Here is an 18,200-nt window from a genome sequence, read left to right on the forward strand (position 1 = left end):
CATGCCGATTTCCTCCGCGCTTGCAGAATGCATTGCCACCAGCCCGAAAGCTGAACTGCACATCCACATCGAAGGCTCGCTCGAACCCGAACTGATGTTCGCGCTGGCCGAGCGCAACGGCGTCAAGCTGCCGTATGCATCGGTTGAAGAAGTACGCGCCGCCTACGCCTTCGACGATCTGCAATCGTTCCTCGACCTGTACTACGCCGGCGCCAGCGTACTGCTCACCGAGCAGGATTTCTACGACATGACCGCCGCGTACGTGGCACGCGCGCTTGCCGACAACGTCCACCACGCCGAAATCTTCTTCGACCCGCAGACGCACACCGCCCGCAACGTGCCCATGCATGTGGTCATTCACGGCATCGTCCGCGCGTTGGATGACGCCGAGCGCGAGCACGGTTTCTCCAGCGCGCTGATCCTCTGCTTCCTGCGCCATCTGAGCGAAGAAGACGCTTTCGACACGCTCGAAGCAGCCCTGCCCTACATCCAGGACCCGGCCAACCGCATCATCGGTGTGGGGCTGGATTCGTCCGAGCGCGGCAACCCGCCGGAAAAATTCGCACGCGTATTCGCCCGCTGCAAGGAACTCGGCCTGCGCCTGGTCGCCCACGCCGGTGAAGAAGGCCCGGCGCAATACGTGATCGACGCGCTGGACATCCTCAAGGTGGAGCGCATCGATCACGGCGTACGCGCCATCGACGATGCCGCGCTCGTCAAGCGCCTCGCCGCCGAACGCATCGCGCTGACGGTCTGCCCGTTGTCGAACGAAAAACTGAAGGTCTACCCCGACTTGCGCGATCACTCGCTCAAGCAACTGCTGGACGCCGGCTGCGCTGTGACGCTGCACTCCGACGATCCGGCCTACTTTGGCGGCTACATGAACACCAACTGGCTCGCCACGTTCAACGCCCTTGACCTGTCTGCGGCCGATGCCCACACGCTCGCACGCAACAGCTTCGAGGCGTCCTTCCTGCCCGAACAGGACAAAGCCCTGTGGCTTGCCAAGGTCGACGACCACTGGAAAGCCGCACACTAAAAATCCACGAGACGACGATGACCACGATGCCTCCGACTTCCAACTCCGTTCACGCTTACCGCGGCCGTGTGCTGCATTTCCTGCACGACCCGCAGTATCGCGAGCGCGATGCCTATGAATATTGGGAAGACGGCCTGCTCGTAGTTTCGGACGGCAAGGTGGTCAAGGCCGGCGACTATGCCGCGCTGCGCGAAGACCTGCCCCTCGGCACGCAACTGCACGACTACAGCGGCAAGCTGATCGTCCCAGGCTTCATCGACACACACATTCACTTCCCGCAGACGGACATCATCGCGTCGCCGTCGCCGGGCCTGCTGCACTGGCTGGAGACGTACACCTTCCCGGAAGAGCGCCGCTTCGAAAACGAGCAGTACGCCGCCGGCGTCGCCTCGTTCTTCCTCGACGAACTGCTGCGCAACGGCACGACCAGCGCGATGGTGTGGAGCACCGTGCACCGCGGCTCCGCCGAGACGCTGTTCACGCAAGCCCAGCAACGCGGCATGCGCATGATCACCGGCAAAGTGATGATGGATCGCAACTGCCCGGAATACCTGCGCGACACGGCCGAATCCGGCGCGCGCGACACCGCCGACCTGATCTCGCGCTGGCACGGCAAGGACCGTCTGGCCTACGCCATCACGCCGCGATTCGCGCCCACCTCGAGCGAAGCGCAGCTGCAGGCCTGCGCCGAACTCGCCAAGCAATACAAGGACGTCTTCATCCAGACGCACGTCGCAGAAAACCCCGACGAAGTGAAATGGGTGGCCGACCTGTTCCCGAACGCACGCAGCTATCTGGACGTCTACGACCGCTACGGGCTGCTGCGCAAAGGCGCCTTCTACGGCCACGCCATCTGGCTGGACGACGGTGACCGCCAACGCATGGCCGAATCCGGCGCAGCCGTGGCGCACTGCCCCACCTCCAACCTGTTCCTGGGCAGCGGCCTCTACAACTTCCACAAGAACGACGCGCACCGCCTGGCGCTTACGTTGGCGACCGACGTGGGCGGCGGCAGCTCGTTCTCGATGCTGCGCACGATGGGCACGGCGCACAAGGTCGCGCGCATGGGCGGCTATCACCTGACGGCGTTGCGGATGTTCTACCTGGCCACGCGCGGCGCCGCTGAAGCGCTGGGTTGGGAAGACCGCATCGGCAGCTTCGTGCCCGGCGCCGAAGCCGACTTCATCGTGCTGGACCCCGCCGCCACGCCGCTGCTGGCCCGCCGCAACGCCCGCTCGGAAACGCTGGAAGAGCTGTTGTTCTCGTTGGCGCTGCTGGGCGAGGACCGTGCGGTATCCGCCACTTACGTGCAGGGTGAACCCGCCAAATTTGCGGTTGGCGCCAACGCTTGATGCACTTATAATCGCGGCTTCCATTGGGGAGTAGCCGCTCGAAGTCGTCACTTCGAGGGCCACGTCAACAGACTTGACCGCCGTCGCAACGACAGGCGGTTATGGCGTGGTCAGCCGCACTCAGGGTGCCATCCGTGCACTCGGTGACGCGCCTGGCGAGACCGATGACAACCCACTGCGGACAGGGCCGGCAGTGGCGCGTCATTGGTTCGCATACGGCCCGGACACCACAACAACATGGAAGCCTTTCTCGTCTCCACCGGCATCGTTGCGCTCGCAGAAATCGGCGACAAGACGCAGCTGCTGTCGATCCTGCTGGCCGCGCGTTTTCGCAAGCCGGTGCCGATCATTCTCGGCATCTTCATCTCCACCCTCGTCAACCACGCACTGGCCGGCGCCGTCGGTGGCTGGATCACGCACGTGCTCGGCGAAAACGTGCTGCGGTGGATCCTGGGCGTGGGCTTTATCGCCATGGCCGGGTGGATGCTGATTCCGGACAAGCTCGACGACGACGAAGCGCCCTCGACGACGCAGCGCGGCCTGGGCATCCTCGGGACCACCATCGTTGCGTTCTTCTTTGCCGAGATGGGCGACAAGACGCAGATCGCGACCGTGGCACTGGCGGCGCGCTTTCACGACGTGTTTTCTGTCGTCGCGGGCACGACCGTCGGCATGCTGCTGGCCAACGTGCCGGCCGTGCTGATGGGCAACAAGTTCGCTGCGCGCATGCCGATCACGCTGGTGCATCGGATTGCGGCGCTGATCTTCCTGGTGTTGGGCGTACTGGCGTTGCTCGGCGTCGGGAAATAAGTCGTCAATCCGAGGGCTCTGGGGCTGCCCTGTCGGCGCCCCTTGCAGCCGGTGACGCAGCGGCGAATTCAGCCCAGCCACGGACACATCACTGCAGACGCTTCAGGCGAAAAAAAACGGGGCCGCAGCCCCGTTCAACCCTCACCGGTCATGCCACCCGCTAGGGAACGAATGGCATGCTCCGATAAACCGTTCTGTTGTTGCTCAGCGTGCGCCTCAGTTCGTCTTGGCGCCGCCTTCGAACCACTTGGCGATGATCGTGCGCTCGTCGTCGGTGATTTGCGTCACGTTGCCCAGCGGCATCAGCTTTTGCTGCACGACCTGCTGGTAGACAAGCTGTGCATGCTTGCCCAGTTCTTCCGGCGAATCGAGCAACACGCCCTTGGCCGGCGAAGGCATCAGGGTAGGATGAGCCGAGTGACATTGATAGCACCGCGCGGTAACGACTGCCTGTACTTTGGCGAAGTCCGAGCCGCCAGCGGCTGCCGCAGGCGCTGCAGCGCCGCCTTCTGCCGCCGCTGCGGGCGCTGTTGTTGCCGGGGCTTCCGCCGCCGGAGCAGCCGGACGCGACACCGGAGCCAGCCACACCGCCACACCCAACAGCACAGCCACACCCGCTGCCGGATAGCCCCAGTTCACGACGCCCTTGTGCTTCAGGATGAAGAACTGACGGATCAGCACGCCGGCCAGCATGATCAGCACCAGCACAACCCAGTTGTACTTGGCGGCGTACGTCATGCTGTAGTGGTTCGACAGCATCGCGAACAGCACCGGCAGCGTGAAATACGTGTTGTGCACGCTGCGCTGCTTGCCGCGCTTGCCGTGGATCGGGTCCGGCTTTTCGCCTGCCTTGAGCGAGGCGACCACCTTGCGTTGGCCCGGAATGATCCAGAAGAACACGTTGGCGCTCATGATCGTTGCGATCATCGCGCCGATCAGCAGGAATGCCGCGCGGCCCGAGAACAGGTGGCACGCCGCAAACGCCGCGATCACCACATAGATCGCCACGAGAATGCCGACCACGCGATCGTTCTTGCCGAACACGCGGCAGATCGTGTCGTACACGAGCCAGCCGACCACGAGGAAGCCCAGCGCCAGCAGCACGGCCGTCGTCGCTGTCATGTCGAACACGCTGCGATCGATCATGTAAACGTTGGCGTTGAACAGGTACACCACCGTCAGCAGGGCGAAGCCCGACATCCAGGTCGAATACGACTCCCAGTAGAACCAGTGCAGATGGTCCGGCAGCTGCTTCGGCGCCAGCAGGTACTTCTGCGGGTTGTAGAACCCCCCGCCGTGCACGGCCCACAGTTCACCGTCGACGCCCTTGTCCTTCAGGTCCGGTGCGGTCGGCTTGGTCAGGCTGTTATCGAGCCAGACGAAGTAGAACGACGAACCGATCCACGCGATCGCGACGATCACGTGCAGCCAACGCAAGAGCAAGTTGGCCCAGTCGAGGATATAGCCTTCCATGATGAGTCCCTGCCCTGTTAGCTACCGCGATAGGTCGAATACGACCACGGCGACACCAGCAGCGGCACGTGGTAGTGCGCACTGGTATCGGCCACGCCGAAGCGCAGCGTCACCACGTCCAGGAACGCGGGATCGGGGAGTTTGACGCCGGCGGCGCGGTAGTACTCGCCCACGCCGAAGTCCAGCTCGTACACGCCGGTTTGCAGCGCTTCGCCTTCAAGCAGCGGCGCATCGCAACGGCCATCGTGATTGGTGCGGACCGACTTGATCGGTTGCCGCTGATTGTCGACAATTTTGAACAGTGCGATCGCCAGGTTTTGGCCCGGCGTGCCTGCAGCGGTGTCGAGCACATGGGTGGTCAAGCGTCCCATTTGTCTTCCTCTGTAGTTCGAATTTTCAGAAGCGCCGCTGCCTCCACTTGCACCTCGCGCCAAACCCTTGTGTGACAAGGATTGGCGTCGGGGCCCGCTCGGTACGTGCTGTGCACGCATCCCGGCGCGCGTCCAGCCGGTTTACGCCTGCCGCCCATGTTGGGAGGGTGCATGCCAAACCGGCAAAGCCGTCGCTCGTTCTGGGTCCGACGCCTTGCTTCCACCGTGTCGCTAGACTCGGTTTGAAACAGGGATTTCCCTAGTTTGTCGGATTCCCGAACGCATTTTGTTGACAATATTGAAGGCCGCCACGAATAATTGTCAACAGATTTTCGCAGTTGCTTATGCTGCGGCGCGTTACTCAAAGGCGGGTCTGCCATGTCCAAGAATCTCAAGCTGGTCTCCACGGAAGCGACGTCGAAGTCGGGCGCCAAGGCATCGGGAGCAACACGCATGTCGGTCGAAGAACGGATGTATCACGAGATCTACGACGCGATCATGGAGCACCGCCTGCCCCCGCGCACCAAGCTGACGGAGCATGCGCTGTGCGAAATCTATGCCACCGCCCGTCATACGGTGCGCAAGGTCTTCTCCCAACTGGCCGCTGACGGCCTGGTCGACCTGGAGCCGAATCGCGGCGCGTTCATCGCGGCGCCCTCCATCGACGAAGCCCACGCCATGTTCGAGCTGCGTCAGATCTTGGAGCGCGCGGTGCTCGACAAGGTGGGCCACAGCAGCAACCCCAAGGCTGCCATTGCGCCGCTCATGGAACTCGTCAAGCAGGAGCGCCAGGCGTTTGTCACGCACGATCGTCCGCGCTGGATTCGCCTGTCTGCGGAATTTCACGTGGCGCTGGCCGAGCAGTCGGGCAATCCGCTGGTGGTCGAGATGATGCGCCGGCTGGTGTCGCGCACCACGCTGATGATCGCCAGCGTCGAGGCCCCAGGCAACAACGCCTGCTCGTTCGACGAACACCTCGACATCCTCAATGCCCTGGAGCGTGGCGACGCCAGCGCTGCCCAGGCCCACATGGCCCAGCACTTGCAATGCTGCGCCGATCGCGTGCGCCCCGAAGCGCCTGCTGATTTCGATCTGCGTTCGGTATTGGGCCCGCGCGGCGGGAAGGACAAAGTCTAGGACCGGTTTAGCTGTATCGGGCGAGCCGGCACGACAGAGGCCGGCCGCCACAAGCCGGACGCCGTCCGGCTTACCACCCAAAGGAGACCTTTATGGCAAGCAGCACCATCGCCGCCCCCACGGCGGATCTGACCAATGAGCGCGTGGCGTACGGACGCCTGCTCGCATTGGGTCTGCAACATGTATTGGTGATGTATGCAGGCACCGTGGCAGTGCCTCTGATTGTGGGCGGTGCACTGCATCTGCCCAAGGAACAGCTCGCTTTCCTGATCAATGCGGATTTGTTTGCCGCTGGCCTTGCCACCCTCATCCAGGCCTTCGGCATTTGGAAGTTCGGCATTCGCATGCCGGTCATGATGGGCGTGACCTTCGCGTCGGTGGGCCCGATGATTGCCATCGGCACCGACCCGAGCATCGGCCTGCTCGGCATCTACGGCGCCGTGATCGCGGCGGGGTTGTTCGGCATCATCGTCGCGCCGCTCATGGGCCGCGTGCTAGGGCTCTTCCCGCCGGTCGTGACGGGCACCGTGATCACGCTGATCGGCATGTCGCTGATGGGCGTTGGCATCAACTGGGCAGCGGGCGGCCAGCCGACCATGAAGACCATGGTCGATGGCGTGCTCAAGACCGTACCCAACCCGGCCTACGGCGACCTGAGCGGCCTTGGCATCGCGCTGGCCGTGCTCGTCATCATCCTGCTGCTGACAAAGTACGGTCGCGGCCTGATCGGCAACATTGCCGTGCTGCTGGGCATCGTGATCGGCACGTTCATCGCCATGGCATTCGGCAAGGTCAGCTTTGCGGGCATTACCGAAGCCGACTGGGTGGCCGTCATCACGCCGCTGCACTTCGGCATGCCGACGTTCCACTTCGGCGCCATCGCTTCGATGTGCATCGTGATGTTGATCACGCTGGTCGAATCGACCGGCATGTTCCTGGCGCTGGCGGAAATTACCGGCAAGAAGCTGTCCACCGATGATCTGACCCGTGGCCTGCGCGCCGACGGCCTGGGTACCGTGATCGGCGGCGTGTTCAACACGTTCCCTTACACGTCGTTCTCGCAGAACGTTGGGCTGGTGACGGTCACGGGTGTGCGTTCGCGCTTCGTGGCTGCCATGGGCGGCGTGATCCTGATCGCGCTGGGCCTGTTCCCGAAGATGGCGCACATCGTGGCGTCGGTTCCTTCGTTCGTGCTGGGCGGTGCGGGCATCGTGATGTTCGGCATGGTGGCCGCCACCGGCGTACGCATTCTCGGCTCGATCGATTTCAACAAGTACCGCCACAACCTGTTCATCGTGGCGATCTCGATCGGCTTCGGCATGATCCCGACGCTGGCACCGACCTTCTTCCAGTACCTGCCGCATTGGCTGGAGCCCGTCACGCACAGCGGCATCGTGCTGGGCACGCTGGTCGCGGTCATCCTGAACCTGTACTACAACGGCATGCAGTCTGCCGAGCACGCAATGCGCGACGCGGCCGCCAACACCCACGGCACGGAGTAATTGCATGAACGCCACTGTCGGGCACAACGACCCGCTTCTGATCGCCCGTCATGCCGACGTGCTGGTCACCATGGATGCGCAACGCCGCGAGATCCCGGACGGCGCCCTGGTTGCGCGCGGTGGCGTGATCGAATGGGTGGGCGCCACGGCCGATCTGCCGTCGCAGTATCGCGATGCCGCTGATAACACAACGCGCCAACCCAACGTACGCGTGATGGAACTGCGCGACCACGTGGTCACGCCGGGTTTCGTCAACACGCACCATCACATGTATCAAAGCCTGACGCGCGCCCTGCCCGCCGCGCAGGATGCGGAACTGTTCGGCTGGCTGACGAACCTGTACCCGGTGTGGGCGGGCCTCACGCCCGAGATGGTGCGCGTGTCTACGCTTACCGCGATGGCGGAACTGCTGCTCTCGGGCTGCACGACGTCCAGCGACCATCTGTATCTGTACCCGAACGGCAGCCGGCTCGATGATTCGATCGAAGCCGCGCAACAGATCGGCATGCGTTTTCACGCGGCGCGCGGCAGCATGAGCGTCGGCCGCAGCCAGGGCGGTTTGCCGCCGGACCGCGTGGTCGAAGGCGAAGAAGCCATCCTGAAGGAAACGCAGCGCCTGATTGAAACGTGGCACAACGCCGACCGCCATTCGATGCTGCGTGTGGTGGTGGCGCCGTGCTCGCCCTTCTCCGTCTCGCGTGACCTGATGCGCGAATCGGCCAAGCTCGCGCGCAGCTACGGCGTGTCGATGCACACCCACCTGGCCGAGAACGACAACGACATCGCTTACTCACGCGAGAAGTTCGGCATGACGCCGGCCGAGTACGCGGAAGACCTCGGCTGGGTCGGCCGCGACGTCTGGCATGCGCACTGCGTAAAGCTCGACGCGCACGGCATCGACGTGTTTGCGCGCACCGGCACCGGCGTTGCGCATTGCCCGTGCTCGAACATGCGGCTTGCATCGGGCATTGCGCCCATCCGCACGATGCGCGATGCCGGCGTGCCGGTCGGGCTGGGCGTGGATGGCAGCGCGTCGAACGATGGCGCGCACATGCTCGGCGAAACGCGCCAAGCCATGCTGCTCGCACGCGTCGGCTTTGGCCCCGCGGCGATGAGCGCGCGCGAGGCGCTGGAGATCGCCACGCTCGGCGGCGCGCGCGTGCTCAACCGCGACGACATCGGCGCGCTCGCACCCGGCATGTCGGCCGACTTTGTCAGCTTCGATCGTCACCAAGTCGGCTTTGCCGGCGCCGACCACGACCCCGTCGCGGCGCTGGTGTTCTGCGCCCCGTCCAACGTGGCGCACAGCGTGATCAACGGGCGCGTGGTCGTCGAAGACGGCCGCCTGACCACGCTTGAACTCGACGCCCATCTCACGGTTCACCGGAAGCTCGCGCTGGAACTGGCGCAGGCTGCCCGGGCAGTCCCGGCTTGACGCGATGGCGCCTTGCCTGGTTCATGACGCCGCTGTGATGTCGTGAATTTGGAAAGCCGCATTCCACTGTCTGACCGGTGTTGTATGAAGTCTCCTCGACATGAAAAACCATGACAAACAATAACTATCCGCGCGATCTCATCGGTTACGGCAAGAACCCGCCCAACGCCAACTGGCCGGGCGGTGCGCGCGTCGCCCTGCAGTTCGTCCTCAACTACGAGGAAGGCGGTGAAAACTGCGTGTTGCACGGCGACGCGGGCTCCGAGCAGTTCCTCTCGGAAATCATTGGCGCCGCGGCCTACCCTGCCCGCCATATGAGCATGGAGGGGATTTACGAATACGGATCGCGCGCGGGCGTGTGGCGCATCCTGCGCGAGTTTGAAAAGCGCGGCCTGCCGCTGACGATCTTCGGTGTGTCAATGGCCCTGCAGCGCCATCCGGACGTGACGCAAGCCTTCGTTGACCTGGGCCACGAAATCGCCTGCCACGGCTGGCGCTGGATCCATTATCAGAACGTCGACGAAGCCACCGAGCGCGAGCACATGCGCATCGGCGTCGAGATCATTCGCGAGCTGACCGGCAACGCACCGCTGGGCTGGTACACCGGCCGCGACAGCCCCAACACGCGCCGTCTGGTGGTCGAGCACGGCGGCTTTGCCTACGACGCCGACTATTACGGCGACGACCTGCCCTTCTGGACCGAAGTCCAAACGTCATCCGGCGAGACCAAGCCGCACCTGGTGGTGCCGTACACGCTCGACACCAACGACATGCGCTTTGCCAGCCCGCAAGGCTTCAACACGGCCGACCACTTCTACCAGTACCTGAAGGACGCCTTCGACGTGCTGTACGAGGAAGGCGATCCGAACGGCCTCGCGCAGCCGAAGATGCTGTCGATCGGCATGCACTGCCGCCTGCTGGGCCGGCCGGCGCGCTTCCGTGCGCTGCAGCGCTTCCTCGACTACGTGCAATCGCACGACAAGGTCTGGATCTGCCGCCGTATCGACATCGCGCAGCACTGGATCCAGAACCATCCGTATGCCAAGCAACCCGTTTTGAGCACCACAGCATGAGCCAGACCACCTACACCCTTTCGCAACTCAACGGCATGGACGCATCGCAGTTCGTGCAAGTCCTCGGCGGCGTCTACGAGCATTCGCCGTGGGTTGCCGAACAGGCCGCCACGCAACGCCCGTTCGCCTCGGCCGAGGCGCTGGCGGCTGCCATGCGCAATGCGGTGGACTCGGCTGGCATCGAGCCGCAACTCAAGCTCGTGCGCGCTCACCCCGAGCTGGCGGGCAAGGCGGCCGTGCGCGGTGAACTGACCGCCGAGTCGACGCGCGAGCAAAGCGGTGCGGGCCTGAACCAGTGCACGCCGGAAGAGTTTGCACGCCTGCAGGCACTCAACGCGCAGTACAACGAGAAGTTCGGCTTCCCGTTCATCCTGGCAGTGCGCGGCTACGACCGCCACGGGATCATCGACAACTTCAGCAAGCGCGTGGAAAACGACCGCGATACCGAGCTGCGTGCCTCGCTCGAACAGATTCATCGCATTGCAGGTTTCCGCCTGGCCGATTTGATTTCAGCAAACTGATTTTTCAGGTTCATCAGCAAAAAACAACGCTGTGGGCGCGGTGTCATGGGGCATGGGACACCGTCCGGCATGGAGCCTGACCAGCCGGCCTGTGACTGCATCAAAGAATGCGGCGCAACCTGCAGTGATCTTCAACAACAAAGGAGGTAGCAATGCAGTCGAAATTCAAGCGTGGCATGGCCGCGCTGGCAGTGGCATCGGCACTGGGGGCAGCAAGTGCCGGTGCGCAGGCGCAATCGTCCGTCACGCTGTACGGCCAGGTGGATGCCTGGGCGGGCGCCACCAAGAGCCTGGGCGCATCCGACCGCGCCTGGGGCGTCAACTCGGGCGGGATGTCCACGTCGTACTGGGGCATGAAGGGCAGCGAAGACCTCGGCAACGGCCTGAAGGCGATCTTCACGCTGGAAGCGTTCTTCCGCCCCGACACCGGCAAGTACGGCCGCTTTGACGGCGACACGTTCTTCGCCCGCAACTCGTTCGTCGGCCTGCAATCGAGCACCTGGGGCTCGATCAAGCTCGGCCGCCTGACGCCGCCGTATTTCGTGTCGACGATCCTGTTCAACCCGTTCATCGATTCGTACACGTTCTCGCCGATGGTGTTCCACACCTACCTCGGCAACGGCCTGAGCGGCCCCGGCGGCATCTCGGGCCTCGTCGGCGATTCGGGCTGGAACAACTCGATCATGTACTCGACGCCGGACTTCAACGGTCTGACCGCCAACTTCATCTACGGCGCGGGCGAGCAAGCTGGTCACAACGGCCAGAACAAGTGGGGCGGCAACTTCCTGTACTTCCGTGGCAACTTCGCGGCCACCGCAGCGTTCCAGCAGGTGCGCTTCGACTCCGCTCCGGGTGACCTGAACGCACTGGTGGCAGGCTTCTCGCGCCAGACCGCTGCGCAGCTGGGTGCCACGTACGACTTTGGCGTGGCGAAGGTCTACGGTCAGTACCAGTACATCAAGAACGCCATCAACTCCGGCGATGCGAAGAGCAACGGCGGCCAGCTGGGTGTATCGGTGCCGGTCGGCCCGGGCAGCATCCTCGCGTCGTACGCGTACACCAAAACTTCGGGCGCGGCCGACGTGAAGCGCAACACGTGGGCCGTCGGTTACGACTATTCGCTGTCCAAGCGCACCGATGTGTACGCCGCGTACATGCGCGACAAGGTGACGAACCTCAGCTCGGCAGACACCTTCGGCGTGGGCATCCGCGCGAAGTTCTAAGCAGTCGGCAGCAAAGAAAAACGGCGCCTGGACTTTCCCCAGGCGCCGTTTTCTTTTGGGCCACCCACCTTCTGCGGCCCAAGGGTCGGATCAACCGATCAACGCGTAGCCGATACGTCTGCCACCGCCAGCGCCGTCATGTTGACGATGCGGCGCGATGTGGCCGACGGGTTCAGGATGTGCACCGGCTTGGCCGCGCCCAGCAGGATCGGGCCTACCGTCACGCCCTGCCCGCCCGTGATCTTGAGCAGGTTGAACGCGATGTTGGCGGCGTCGAGCGACGGCATCACCAGCAAGTTTGCGCTGCCCGAGAACGCGCTCTTCGGCAGGAAGTGGTGGCGGATGTCTTCCGACAGCGCCGCATCACCCTGGATCTCGCCTTCCACCTGCAGGTCCGGCGCTTCCACCTTCAGCAGGTCATACGCAGCGCGCATGCGGCGGGCCGATGCGTTCTTCGACGATCCGAACATCGAGTGCGACAGCATCGCCACCTTCGGCTCCTGGCCGAACCGGCGCACTTCTTCTGCCGCCAGCTTGGTGATGTCGGCCAGCTCTTCTGCGCTCGGCATTTCGTTGACGAACGTGTCGGTGATGAACAGCGTGTGCTTCTCCAGCATCAGGCCGTTCATGGCGGCGAACACCTTGGCGTTCGGGGCCAGGCCGATCACGTCGCGCACGTGTTCCAGGTGGGCGTCGAAGCGGCCGACCGTGCCGCACAGCAGCGCATCGGCATCGCCCAGGCGCACCAGCAGTGCACCGATCAGCGTGTTCGAACGGCGCAGCGCCGACTTAGCCATGTCCGGCGTCACGCCGTTGCGGCCCATCAGCTCGTGGTAAGCGGTGTGGTACTGGTGATAGCGGCGGTCGTCTTCGGGATCGACCAGCTCGAAATGCACGCCCGGCTTCAGGCGCAGGCCGGCCTTCTGGATGCGCATTTCGATCACGTGCGGACGGCCGACCAGGATCGGCTTGGCCAGGCCTTCGTCGACCACCGTCTGCACCGCGCGCAGCACGCGCTCTTCTTCACCTTCGGCGTACACGACGCGCTTCGGGTTGGCCTTGGCGGCCGAGAACACCGGGCGCATGGTCAGGCCCGTGTGGTACACGAAGTCGCTCAGCTGGGCGCGATAGGCGTCCAGATCCTTGATCGGGCGCGTGGCCACGCCAGACTCTTCCGCGGCCTTGGCGACGGCCGGCGCGATCTTCTCGATCAGGCGCGAATCGAACGGCTTCGGGATGATGTAATCCGGGCCGAAGGTCAGGTCCTGGCCGGCGTAAGCCTGCGCCACGGCGTCGTTCGTTTCGGCTTCTGCCAGCTCGGCAATGGCCTTCACGCAGGCCAGCTTCATCTCTTCCGTGATCTTCGTGGCGCCGCAATCGAGCGCACCGCGGAAGATGTACGGGAAGCACAGCACGTTGTTGACCTGGTTCGGGTAGTCCGAACGGCCCGTGGCGATGATGCAGTCCGGGCGCGCGGCCTTGGCGATTTCCGGGCGGATTTCCGGCTCGGGGTTGGCCAGCGCCAGGATGATCGGCTTCGGAGCCATGGTCTTGACCATGTCGGCGGTCAGCACGCCGGCCGCCGAGCAACCCAGGAACACGTCGGCATCGCGCACGATGTCGGCCAGCGTACGGGCCGACGTGTCTTGCGCATAGCGCGCCTTGTTCGGCTCCATCTTGGCGTCGCGGCCGGCGTAGATCACGCCCTTGGAGTCGACCACGTAGACGTTCTCGCGCTTGACGCCCAGGCCCACCATCACGTCCAGACACGCGATGGCTGCGGCGCCCGCGCCTGACACCGCCACCTTCACGTTGCCGATGTCCTTGCCGACGACCTTCAGGCCGTTGAGCAGCGCCGCCGACGAGATGATCGCCGTGCCGTGCTGGTCATCGTGGAAGACGGGAATGTTCAGGCGGTCACGCAGCTTCTGCTCGATGTAGAAGCACTCCGGGGCCTTGATGTCTTCAAGGTTGATCCCGCCCAGCGTCGGCTCCAGCGAGGCGATGATGTCGACCAGCTTGTCCGGGTCGCGCTCGGCCAGTTCGATATCGAATACGTCCACGCCGGCAAATTTCTTGAACAGGCAGCCCTTGCCTTCCATCACGGGCTTGCTGGCCAGCGGGCCGATGTCGCCCAGGCCCAGCACCGCGGTGCCGTTGGTAATCACGCCGACGAGGTTGCCGCGCGAGGTGTACTCCGCCGCCAGCGACGGATCTTGCTCGATCGCGGTACACGGATACGCCACGCCCGGCGAATACGCCAGCGAGAGGTCGCGCTGATTGATCAGCGCCTTGGTCGGGCGGACCTCGATCTTGCCGCGCGTGGGTGCGCGGTGATATTCAAACGCCGCGCGGCGCAGTTCGGCCTCGGCGCCTTGGTCTTGGGAATCCGGCGAGGCGTCGTGAAGCTTGTCATTCATAGCAATGAATCCTGATGGGGAGTTCCGCAGACGAGGCGCACATGCGCTCAGGCAGAAACTCCCTGAGACGAAGTGGCGAAAAACAGTGGGAACAGAGAGAAACCGGGGGCGAGGCCGCACGCGTTGCGCAGCACCGTCAGGAGGGTAGCGACGGGGCGGAGGCAGCGCCGGCCAGGGGTGGCGGTCGGCGCGAGACGGGATGAAGTGACAACGCTCAAGCGGGGTACGGCTGGCGGCCTACAAATTAGGTCACGCATTCTAACGTAGACCGCCGGCCAAAACCCACCCGGGCGCACTACTTAGGTGCCGGCCCGGATGCTGGTTTCGCTGCCGGTTTCACCGATGGATCAATCGGCAGTTCCACGAGGATGGGCTGCGCATTCGGCGCCGGGAAATTGGCAAACGCGCTGCGTACCAGATACGGCATCACAGCGGTCAGGGAGCCATCCCCACCCTGCGTTTGCGCGGTCACCTGATAGACGCGCTTGCCGGTGGCTGCCTCGTCAATTTCCACGTGATAGGCATAGAACGGCACCTGCACGTTGGTCTCTACGTATTGAGGTCCCCACGGGCCCCAGGGCCCCCAGGGACTGCGCCACGGCCCCCAAGGCCCGGGCCCCCAGTACGGATCGGGATACACGGGCTGGCGTACCTGCACGAGCCGCGTGGCGGTCGAATAGTCCAGCCGGACCACATAGCGCGCGCTGGCACGCGGCACGCTCGTGAAGCCGTGAGCGGCCAGCTGGTCTGATGTCCAGGCCTCGTAGGTCTGGCGTTCCAGGTCATTTTGCTGCGTTGCGGTGCGTTCGAAGGCATAGGTGCGCGGCGGGGTGTCGGTCCAGCCGGGCTGCCGGAACGCCGTCACCTGACTGGTGACCGTGCTCGCACAGCCCGCCAGGAGGCTGGCCGCCATCAACGCGCCGGCCATCGGCCAGACGCGCGATGACTTGATCCATTTCCACATAGAAAATCCCCTACTCTCAATCAGACAGATGGTCGCGCGCCCCAGAAAGAGGCCGCCCGCGGTCTGTTACTCAGAGTGACGCCTGCCGCGGAAGATTCCCGCCAAGCGCCTGAGTACAATGGCCTTTTGCGAACGCAGACAACGCAGATAAGGATGTTACCGATGTTGCGCACCGATACCGCCGTCACGATTTACCGCAAGGACTACACCGCGCCCGCTTTCCGCATTGACGAAGTGGCCCTGGAGATCGATCTCGTGCCCGAGCGCACCCGTGTCGTCAACCGCATGCGCATGACGCGCACGGATGCCGGCAAGCCGCTCGTGCTGGCGGGTGAAGGGCTGGAGCTGGCGGGCGCAACGGTCGACGGCAAGGCGCTATCCGGCCTGCAGGCCTCCGGCGACACGCTCACCATCGATGCCGTGCCGGCCGATGTCGGCGCCAGCTTCACGCTGGAACTCACCACGTACTGCAATCCCGCCGCCAACTCGTCGCTGATGGGTCTGTACGTTTCCAACGGCAACTTCTTCACGCAGTGCGAGGCAGAGGGCTTCCGCAAGATCACCTACTTCCTCGACCGCCCGGACGTGATGACCGTCTACACCGTCACGCTGCGCGCATCGAAAGCGGATTATCCGGTGCTGCTGTCCAACGGCAACCTCGTGGCGGAGCGCGACCTGCCGGACGGCCGCCACGAAGCGGTGTGGCACGATCCGTTCAAGAAGCCGTCGTACCTGTTCGCGCTGGTGGCGGGCAAGCTCGAGTGCATTGAAGAACGCATCCAGTCCGCCTCGGGCAAAGAGAAGCTGCTGCAGGTCTGGGTGGAAGCGCAAGACTTGGGCAAGACGCGCCACGCAATGGATTCGCTCATCCACTCCATCCACTGGGACGAGCGCCGCTTCGGCCTGGAGCTGGATCTCGACCGCTTCATGATCGTCGCCGTGGGCGACTTCAACATGGGCGCGATGGAGAACAAGGGCCTGAACATCTTCAACACGAAGTACGTGCTGGCCAATGCAGAGACGGCCACCGACGTTGACTTCGCCAACATCGAATCGGTGGTCGGCCACGAATACTTTCACAACTGGACAGGCAACCGCGTCACCTGCCGCGACTGGTTCCAGTTGAGCCTGAAGGAAGGCCTGACGGTGTTCCGCGATCAGGAGTTTTCCGCCGATATGGCGGCACAAGCGGCCGCGCAAGCCGGCAATGAAGCCGCGGCTGCCAGCGCCCGAGCCGTCAAGCGCATCGAAGACGTGCGCGTGCTGCGCCAGGCGCAGTTTCCAGAAGATGCGGGCCCGATGGCGCACCCGGTGCGGCCCGACAGCTACGAAGAAATCAACAACTTCTACACCGTCACGGTGTACGAAAAAGGCGCGGAAGTCGTGCGCATGTACCAAACCTTGCTCGGCCGAGACGGTTTCCGCAAGGGCATGGACCTGTACTTCCAGCGTCACGACGGCCATGCCGTCACCTGCGACGATTTCCGCGCCGCCATGGCCGATGCCAACGGCCGCGACCTCACGCAATTCGGCCGCTGGTACAGCCAGGCCGGCACGCCGGTCGTGGCAGTCGAAGGCCACCACGATGCCGCCACGCATACCTACACGCTCACGCTGCGCCAGCGTTGCGAGCCGGTCGGCATCGAAGTCAACAGCGGCATCCAGAAGCAACCGTTCCACATTCCGTTTGCGATCGGCCTGATCGACAAGAACGGCCGCGACTTGCCACTGCGTTTGCGTGGCGAGGCCGCATCGCCCTCGCCGGTGACCACCCGCGTGCTGGACTTCACCGAAACCAAGCAGACCTTCGTCTTCGAAGATGTGGCCGAAGCGCCGTTGCCCTCGCTGCTTCGCAATTTCTCGGCGCCGGTGATCGTCGAATACGGTTATACGACGGAGCAGCTCACATTCCAGCTCGCGCACGATTCCGACCCGTTCAACCGCTGGGAAGCCGGCCAGCGCCTGGCCACCGACACCCTGCTGCGCATGGTGACGGACATCCAGCACGGCCACGCACCGGCGGTCGACCCAGCGTTGGTCGAAGCGCTGCGTGCCGTGGTCGCCGACACGTCGCTTGATCCAGCCTTCCGCGAGCAGATGCTGATCCTGCCCGCCGAGAGTTACCTGGCCGAGCGCATGGACGTGGCAGACCCGGCTGCCATTCACACCGCACGCCGCACGCTGCGCCGCACGCTGGCAGAGAAGCTCAACGCAGAGTTGCTGCGCGCCTATCACTACAATCAGACCGAGGGGCCCTACTCGCCCGATGCGGTATCTGCAGGCAAGCGCGCCCTCAAGAACATCGCCCTCGGCTATCTGGTGGAAACCGAAGCCTCCGAGGCGCTGGCCCTGGCCGAACAGCAATATGCCGGCGCCACCAACATGACCGACCGCATGGGCGCCCTCTCGGCGATGGTCAACAGCTACGCCCCCGGCCGCGAAGCCGCACTAGCCGATTTCTACACGCGCTTTGCCGACGACGCCCTCGTCATCGACAAATGGTTCTCGCTGCAGGCCATGCAGCCCGGCGCCGCAGGCAAGCCGACGCTCGCCACCGTGCGCGCGCTGATGGCCCATCCCGCCTTCACGCTGCGCAACCCGAACCGGGCGCGTTCGCTCATCTTCAGCTTCTGCTCCGGCAACCCCGCGCAATTCCATGCCGCCGATGGTTCCGGCTATGCGTTCTGGGCCGAGCAGGTGCTCGCGCTCGACGCCATCAACCCGCAGGTCTCTGCCCGCCTGGCACGCGCGCTGGACCGCTGGCGCAAGTACGTGCCCACGCTGCGCGACGCCATGCAGGACGCGCTCAAGCGCGTGGCGGCACATCCGAGCCTCTCGCGCGACGTGCGCGAGATCGTCGGCAAGGCGCTGGCCTGAATG

14 protein-coding genes and 1 riboswitch are annotated in these 18,200 nt (G+C 64.2%); of the genes, 10 read left to right on the forward strand and 4 right to left on the reverse strand.

Going from position 1 to position 18,200, the window contains the following annotated elements; genetic code table 11:
- Position 1: 1 nt before the first annotated feature.
- From R2669_RS07455 to R2669_RS07465, 3 genes are all read left to right on the forward strand, one after another.
- Positions 2 to 1,039 carry an adenosine deaminase gene (locus R2669_RS07455; protein ID WP_316899446.1) on the forward strand — a complete coding sequence of 346 codons (1,038 nt, stop codon included), beginning with the start codon at positions 2 to 4 and terminating at the stop codon, positions 1,037 to 1,039.
- Between the two features lie 17 nt (positions 1,040 to 1,056).
- Complete coding sequence (guaD, locus tag R2669_RS07460) at positions 1,057 to 2,391, forward strand: guanine deaminase (protein ID WP_316899448.1); 1,335 nt, start codon at positions 1,057 to 1,059, stop codon at positions 2,389 to 2,391.
- Positions 2,392 to 2,404: 13 nt separating this feature from the next.
- Positions 2,405 to 2,574, forward strand: a riboswitch (yybP-ykoY riboswitch).
- 54 nt (positions 2,575 to 2,628) lie between these two features.
- Positions 2,629 to 3,201 (forward strand): TMEM165/GDT1 family protein, encoded by a 573-nt coding sequence (locus R2669_RS07465; protein WP_027681002.1) that lies wholly within the window; start codon positions 2,629 to 2,631, stop codon positions 3,199 to 3,201.
- Positions 3,202 to 3,417: 216 nt separating this feature from the next.
- Here R2669_RS07465 and R2669_RS07470 read toward each other — a convergent pair whose 3' ends face one another.
- Both R2669_RS07470 and uraH read right to left on the reverse strand, forming a co-directional pair.
- Positions 3,418 to 4,674: a urate hydroxylase PuuD gene (locus R2669_RS07470; protein ID WP_316899450.1), complete on the reverse strand. Its 1,257-nt coding sequence runs from the start codon at positions 4,672 to 4,674 to the stop codon at positions 3,418 to 3,420.
- Positions 4,675 to 4,691: 17 nt separating this feature from the next.
- The gene (uraH, locus tag R2669_RS07475; protein WP_316899452.1) at positions 4,692 to 5,045 is read right to left on the reverse strand and encodes a hydroxyisourate hydrolase; all 354 of its coding nucleotides are present in this window, start codon (positions 5,043 to 5,045) and stop codon (positions 4,692 to 4,694) included.
- 378 nt (positions 5,046 to 5,423) lie between these two features.
- Here uraH and R2669_RS07480 point away from each other — a divergent pair, with 378 nt between their 5' ends.
- The 6 genes from R2669_RS07480 (at position 5,424) to R2669_RS07505 (ending at position 11,936) form a co-directional block, all read left to right on the forward strand.
- A complete protein-coding gene (locus R2669_RS07480; protein WP_316899454.1) occupies positions 5,424 to 6,182 on the forward strand; it encodes a GntR family transcriptional regulator in 759 nt (252 codons plus the stop codon).
- Positions 6,183 to 6,274: 92 nt separating this feature from the next.
- On the forward strand, positions 6,275 to 7,684 hold the full coding sequence (locus R2669_RS07485) for a nucleobase:cation symporter-2 family protein (RefSeq protein WP_024972464.1): 1,410 nt from the start codon (positions 6,275 to 6,277) through the stop codon (positions 7,682 to 7,684).
- Between the two features lie 4 nt (positions 7,685 to 7,688).
- Positions 7,689 to 9,119, forward strand: coding sequence for an 8-oxoguanine deaminase (locus R2669_RS07490; protein WP_316899456.1), 1,431 nt, complete (start codon positions 7,689 to 7,691; stop codon positions 9,117 to 9,119).
- A 110-nt stretch (positions 9,120 to 9,229) separates the two neighbouring features.
- Positions 9,230 to 10,192, forward strand: a complete 963-nt coding sequence (gene puuE / locus R2669_RS07495) for an allantoinase PuuE (protein WP_147214684.1) — start codon at positions 9,230 to 9,232, stop codon at positions 10,190 to 10,192.
- The gene (gene uraD / locus R2669_RS07500; RefSeq protein WP_147214683.1) at positions 10,189 to 10,713 is read left to right on the forward strand and encodes a 2-oxo-4-hydroxy-4-carboxy-5-ureidoimidazoline decarboxylase; all 525 of its coding nucleotides are present in this window, start codon (positions 10,189 to 10,191) and stop codon (positions 10,711 to 10,713) included. Before puuE ends, uraD begins: the two co-directional genes overlap by 4 nt.
- 152 nt (positions 10,714 to 10,865) lie before the next feature.
- The gene (locus R2669_RS07505) at positions 10,866 to 11,936 is read left to right on the forward strand and encodes a porin (RefSeq protein WP_102066436.1); all 1,071 of its coding nucleotides are present in this window, start codon (positions 10,866 to 10,868) and stop codon (positions 11,934 to 11,936) included.
- 98 nt (positions 11,937 to 12,034) lie between these two features.
- On the opposite strand, the gene R2669_RS07510 is transcribed toward R2669_RS07505, so the two are convergent.
- Positions 12,035 to 14,356, reverse strand: a complete 2,322-nt coding sequence (locus R2669_RS07510) for an NADP-dependent malic enzyme (RefSeq protein WP_316899458.1) — start codon at positions 14,354 to 14,356, stop codon at positions 12,035 to 12,037.
- A gap of 295 nt (positions 14,357 to 14,651) precedes the next feature.
- Positions 14,652 to 15,320 carry a DUF4136 domain-containing protein gene (locus R2669_RS07515; protein WP_316899459.1) on the reverse strand — a complete coding sequence of 223 codons (669 nt, stop codon included), beginning with the start codon at positions 15,318 to 15,320 and terminating at the stop codon, positions 14,652 to 14,654.
- Positions 15,321 to 15,482: 162 nt separating this feature from the next.
- On the opposite strand from R2669_RS07515, the gene pepN reads away from it, so the two are divergent.
- Entirely contained in the window at positions 15,483 to 18,197 is a 2,715-nt protein-coding gene (pepN, locus tag R2669_RS07520; RefSeq protein ID WP_316899461.1) for an aminopeptidase N, read from the forward strand.
- Positions 18,198 to 18,200 lie beyond the last annotated feature (3 nt).

Origin of the sequence: Ralstonia edaphi (genome assembly GCF_958350185.1) — a bacterium.
Classification (GTDB): domain Bacteria; phylum Pseudomonadota; class Gammaproteobacteria; order Burkholderiales; family Burkholderiaceae; genus Ralstonia; species Ralstonia edaphi.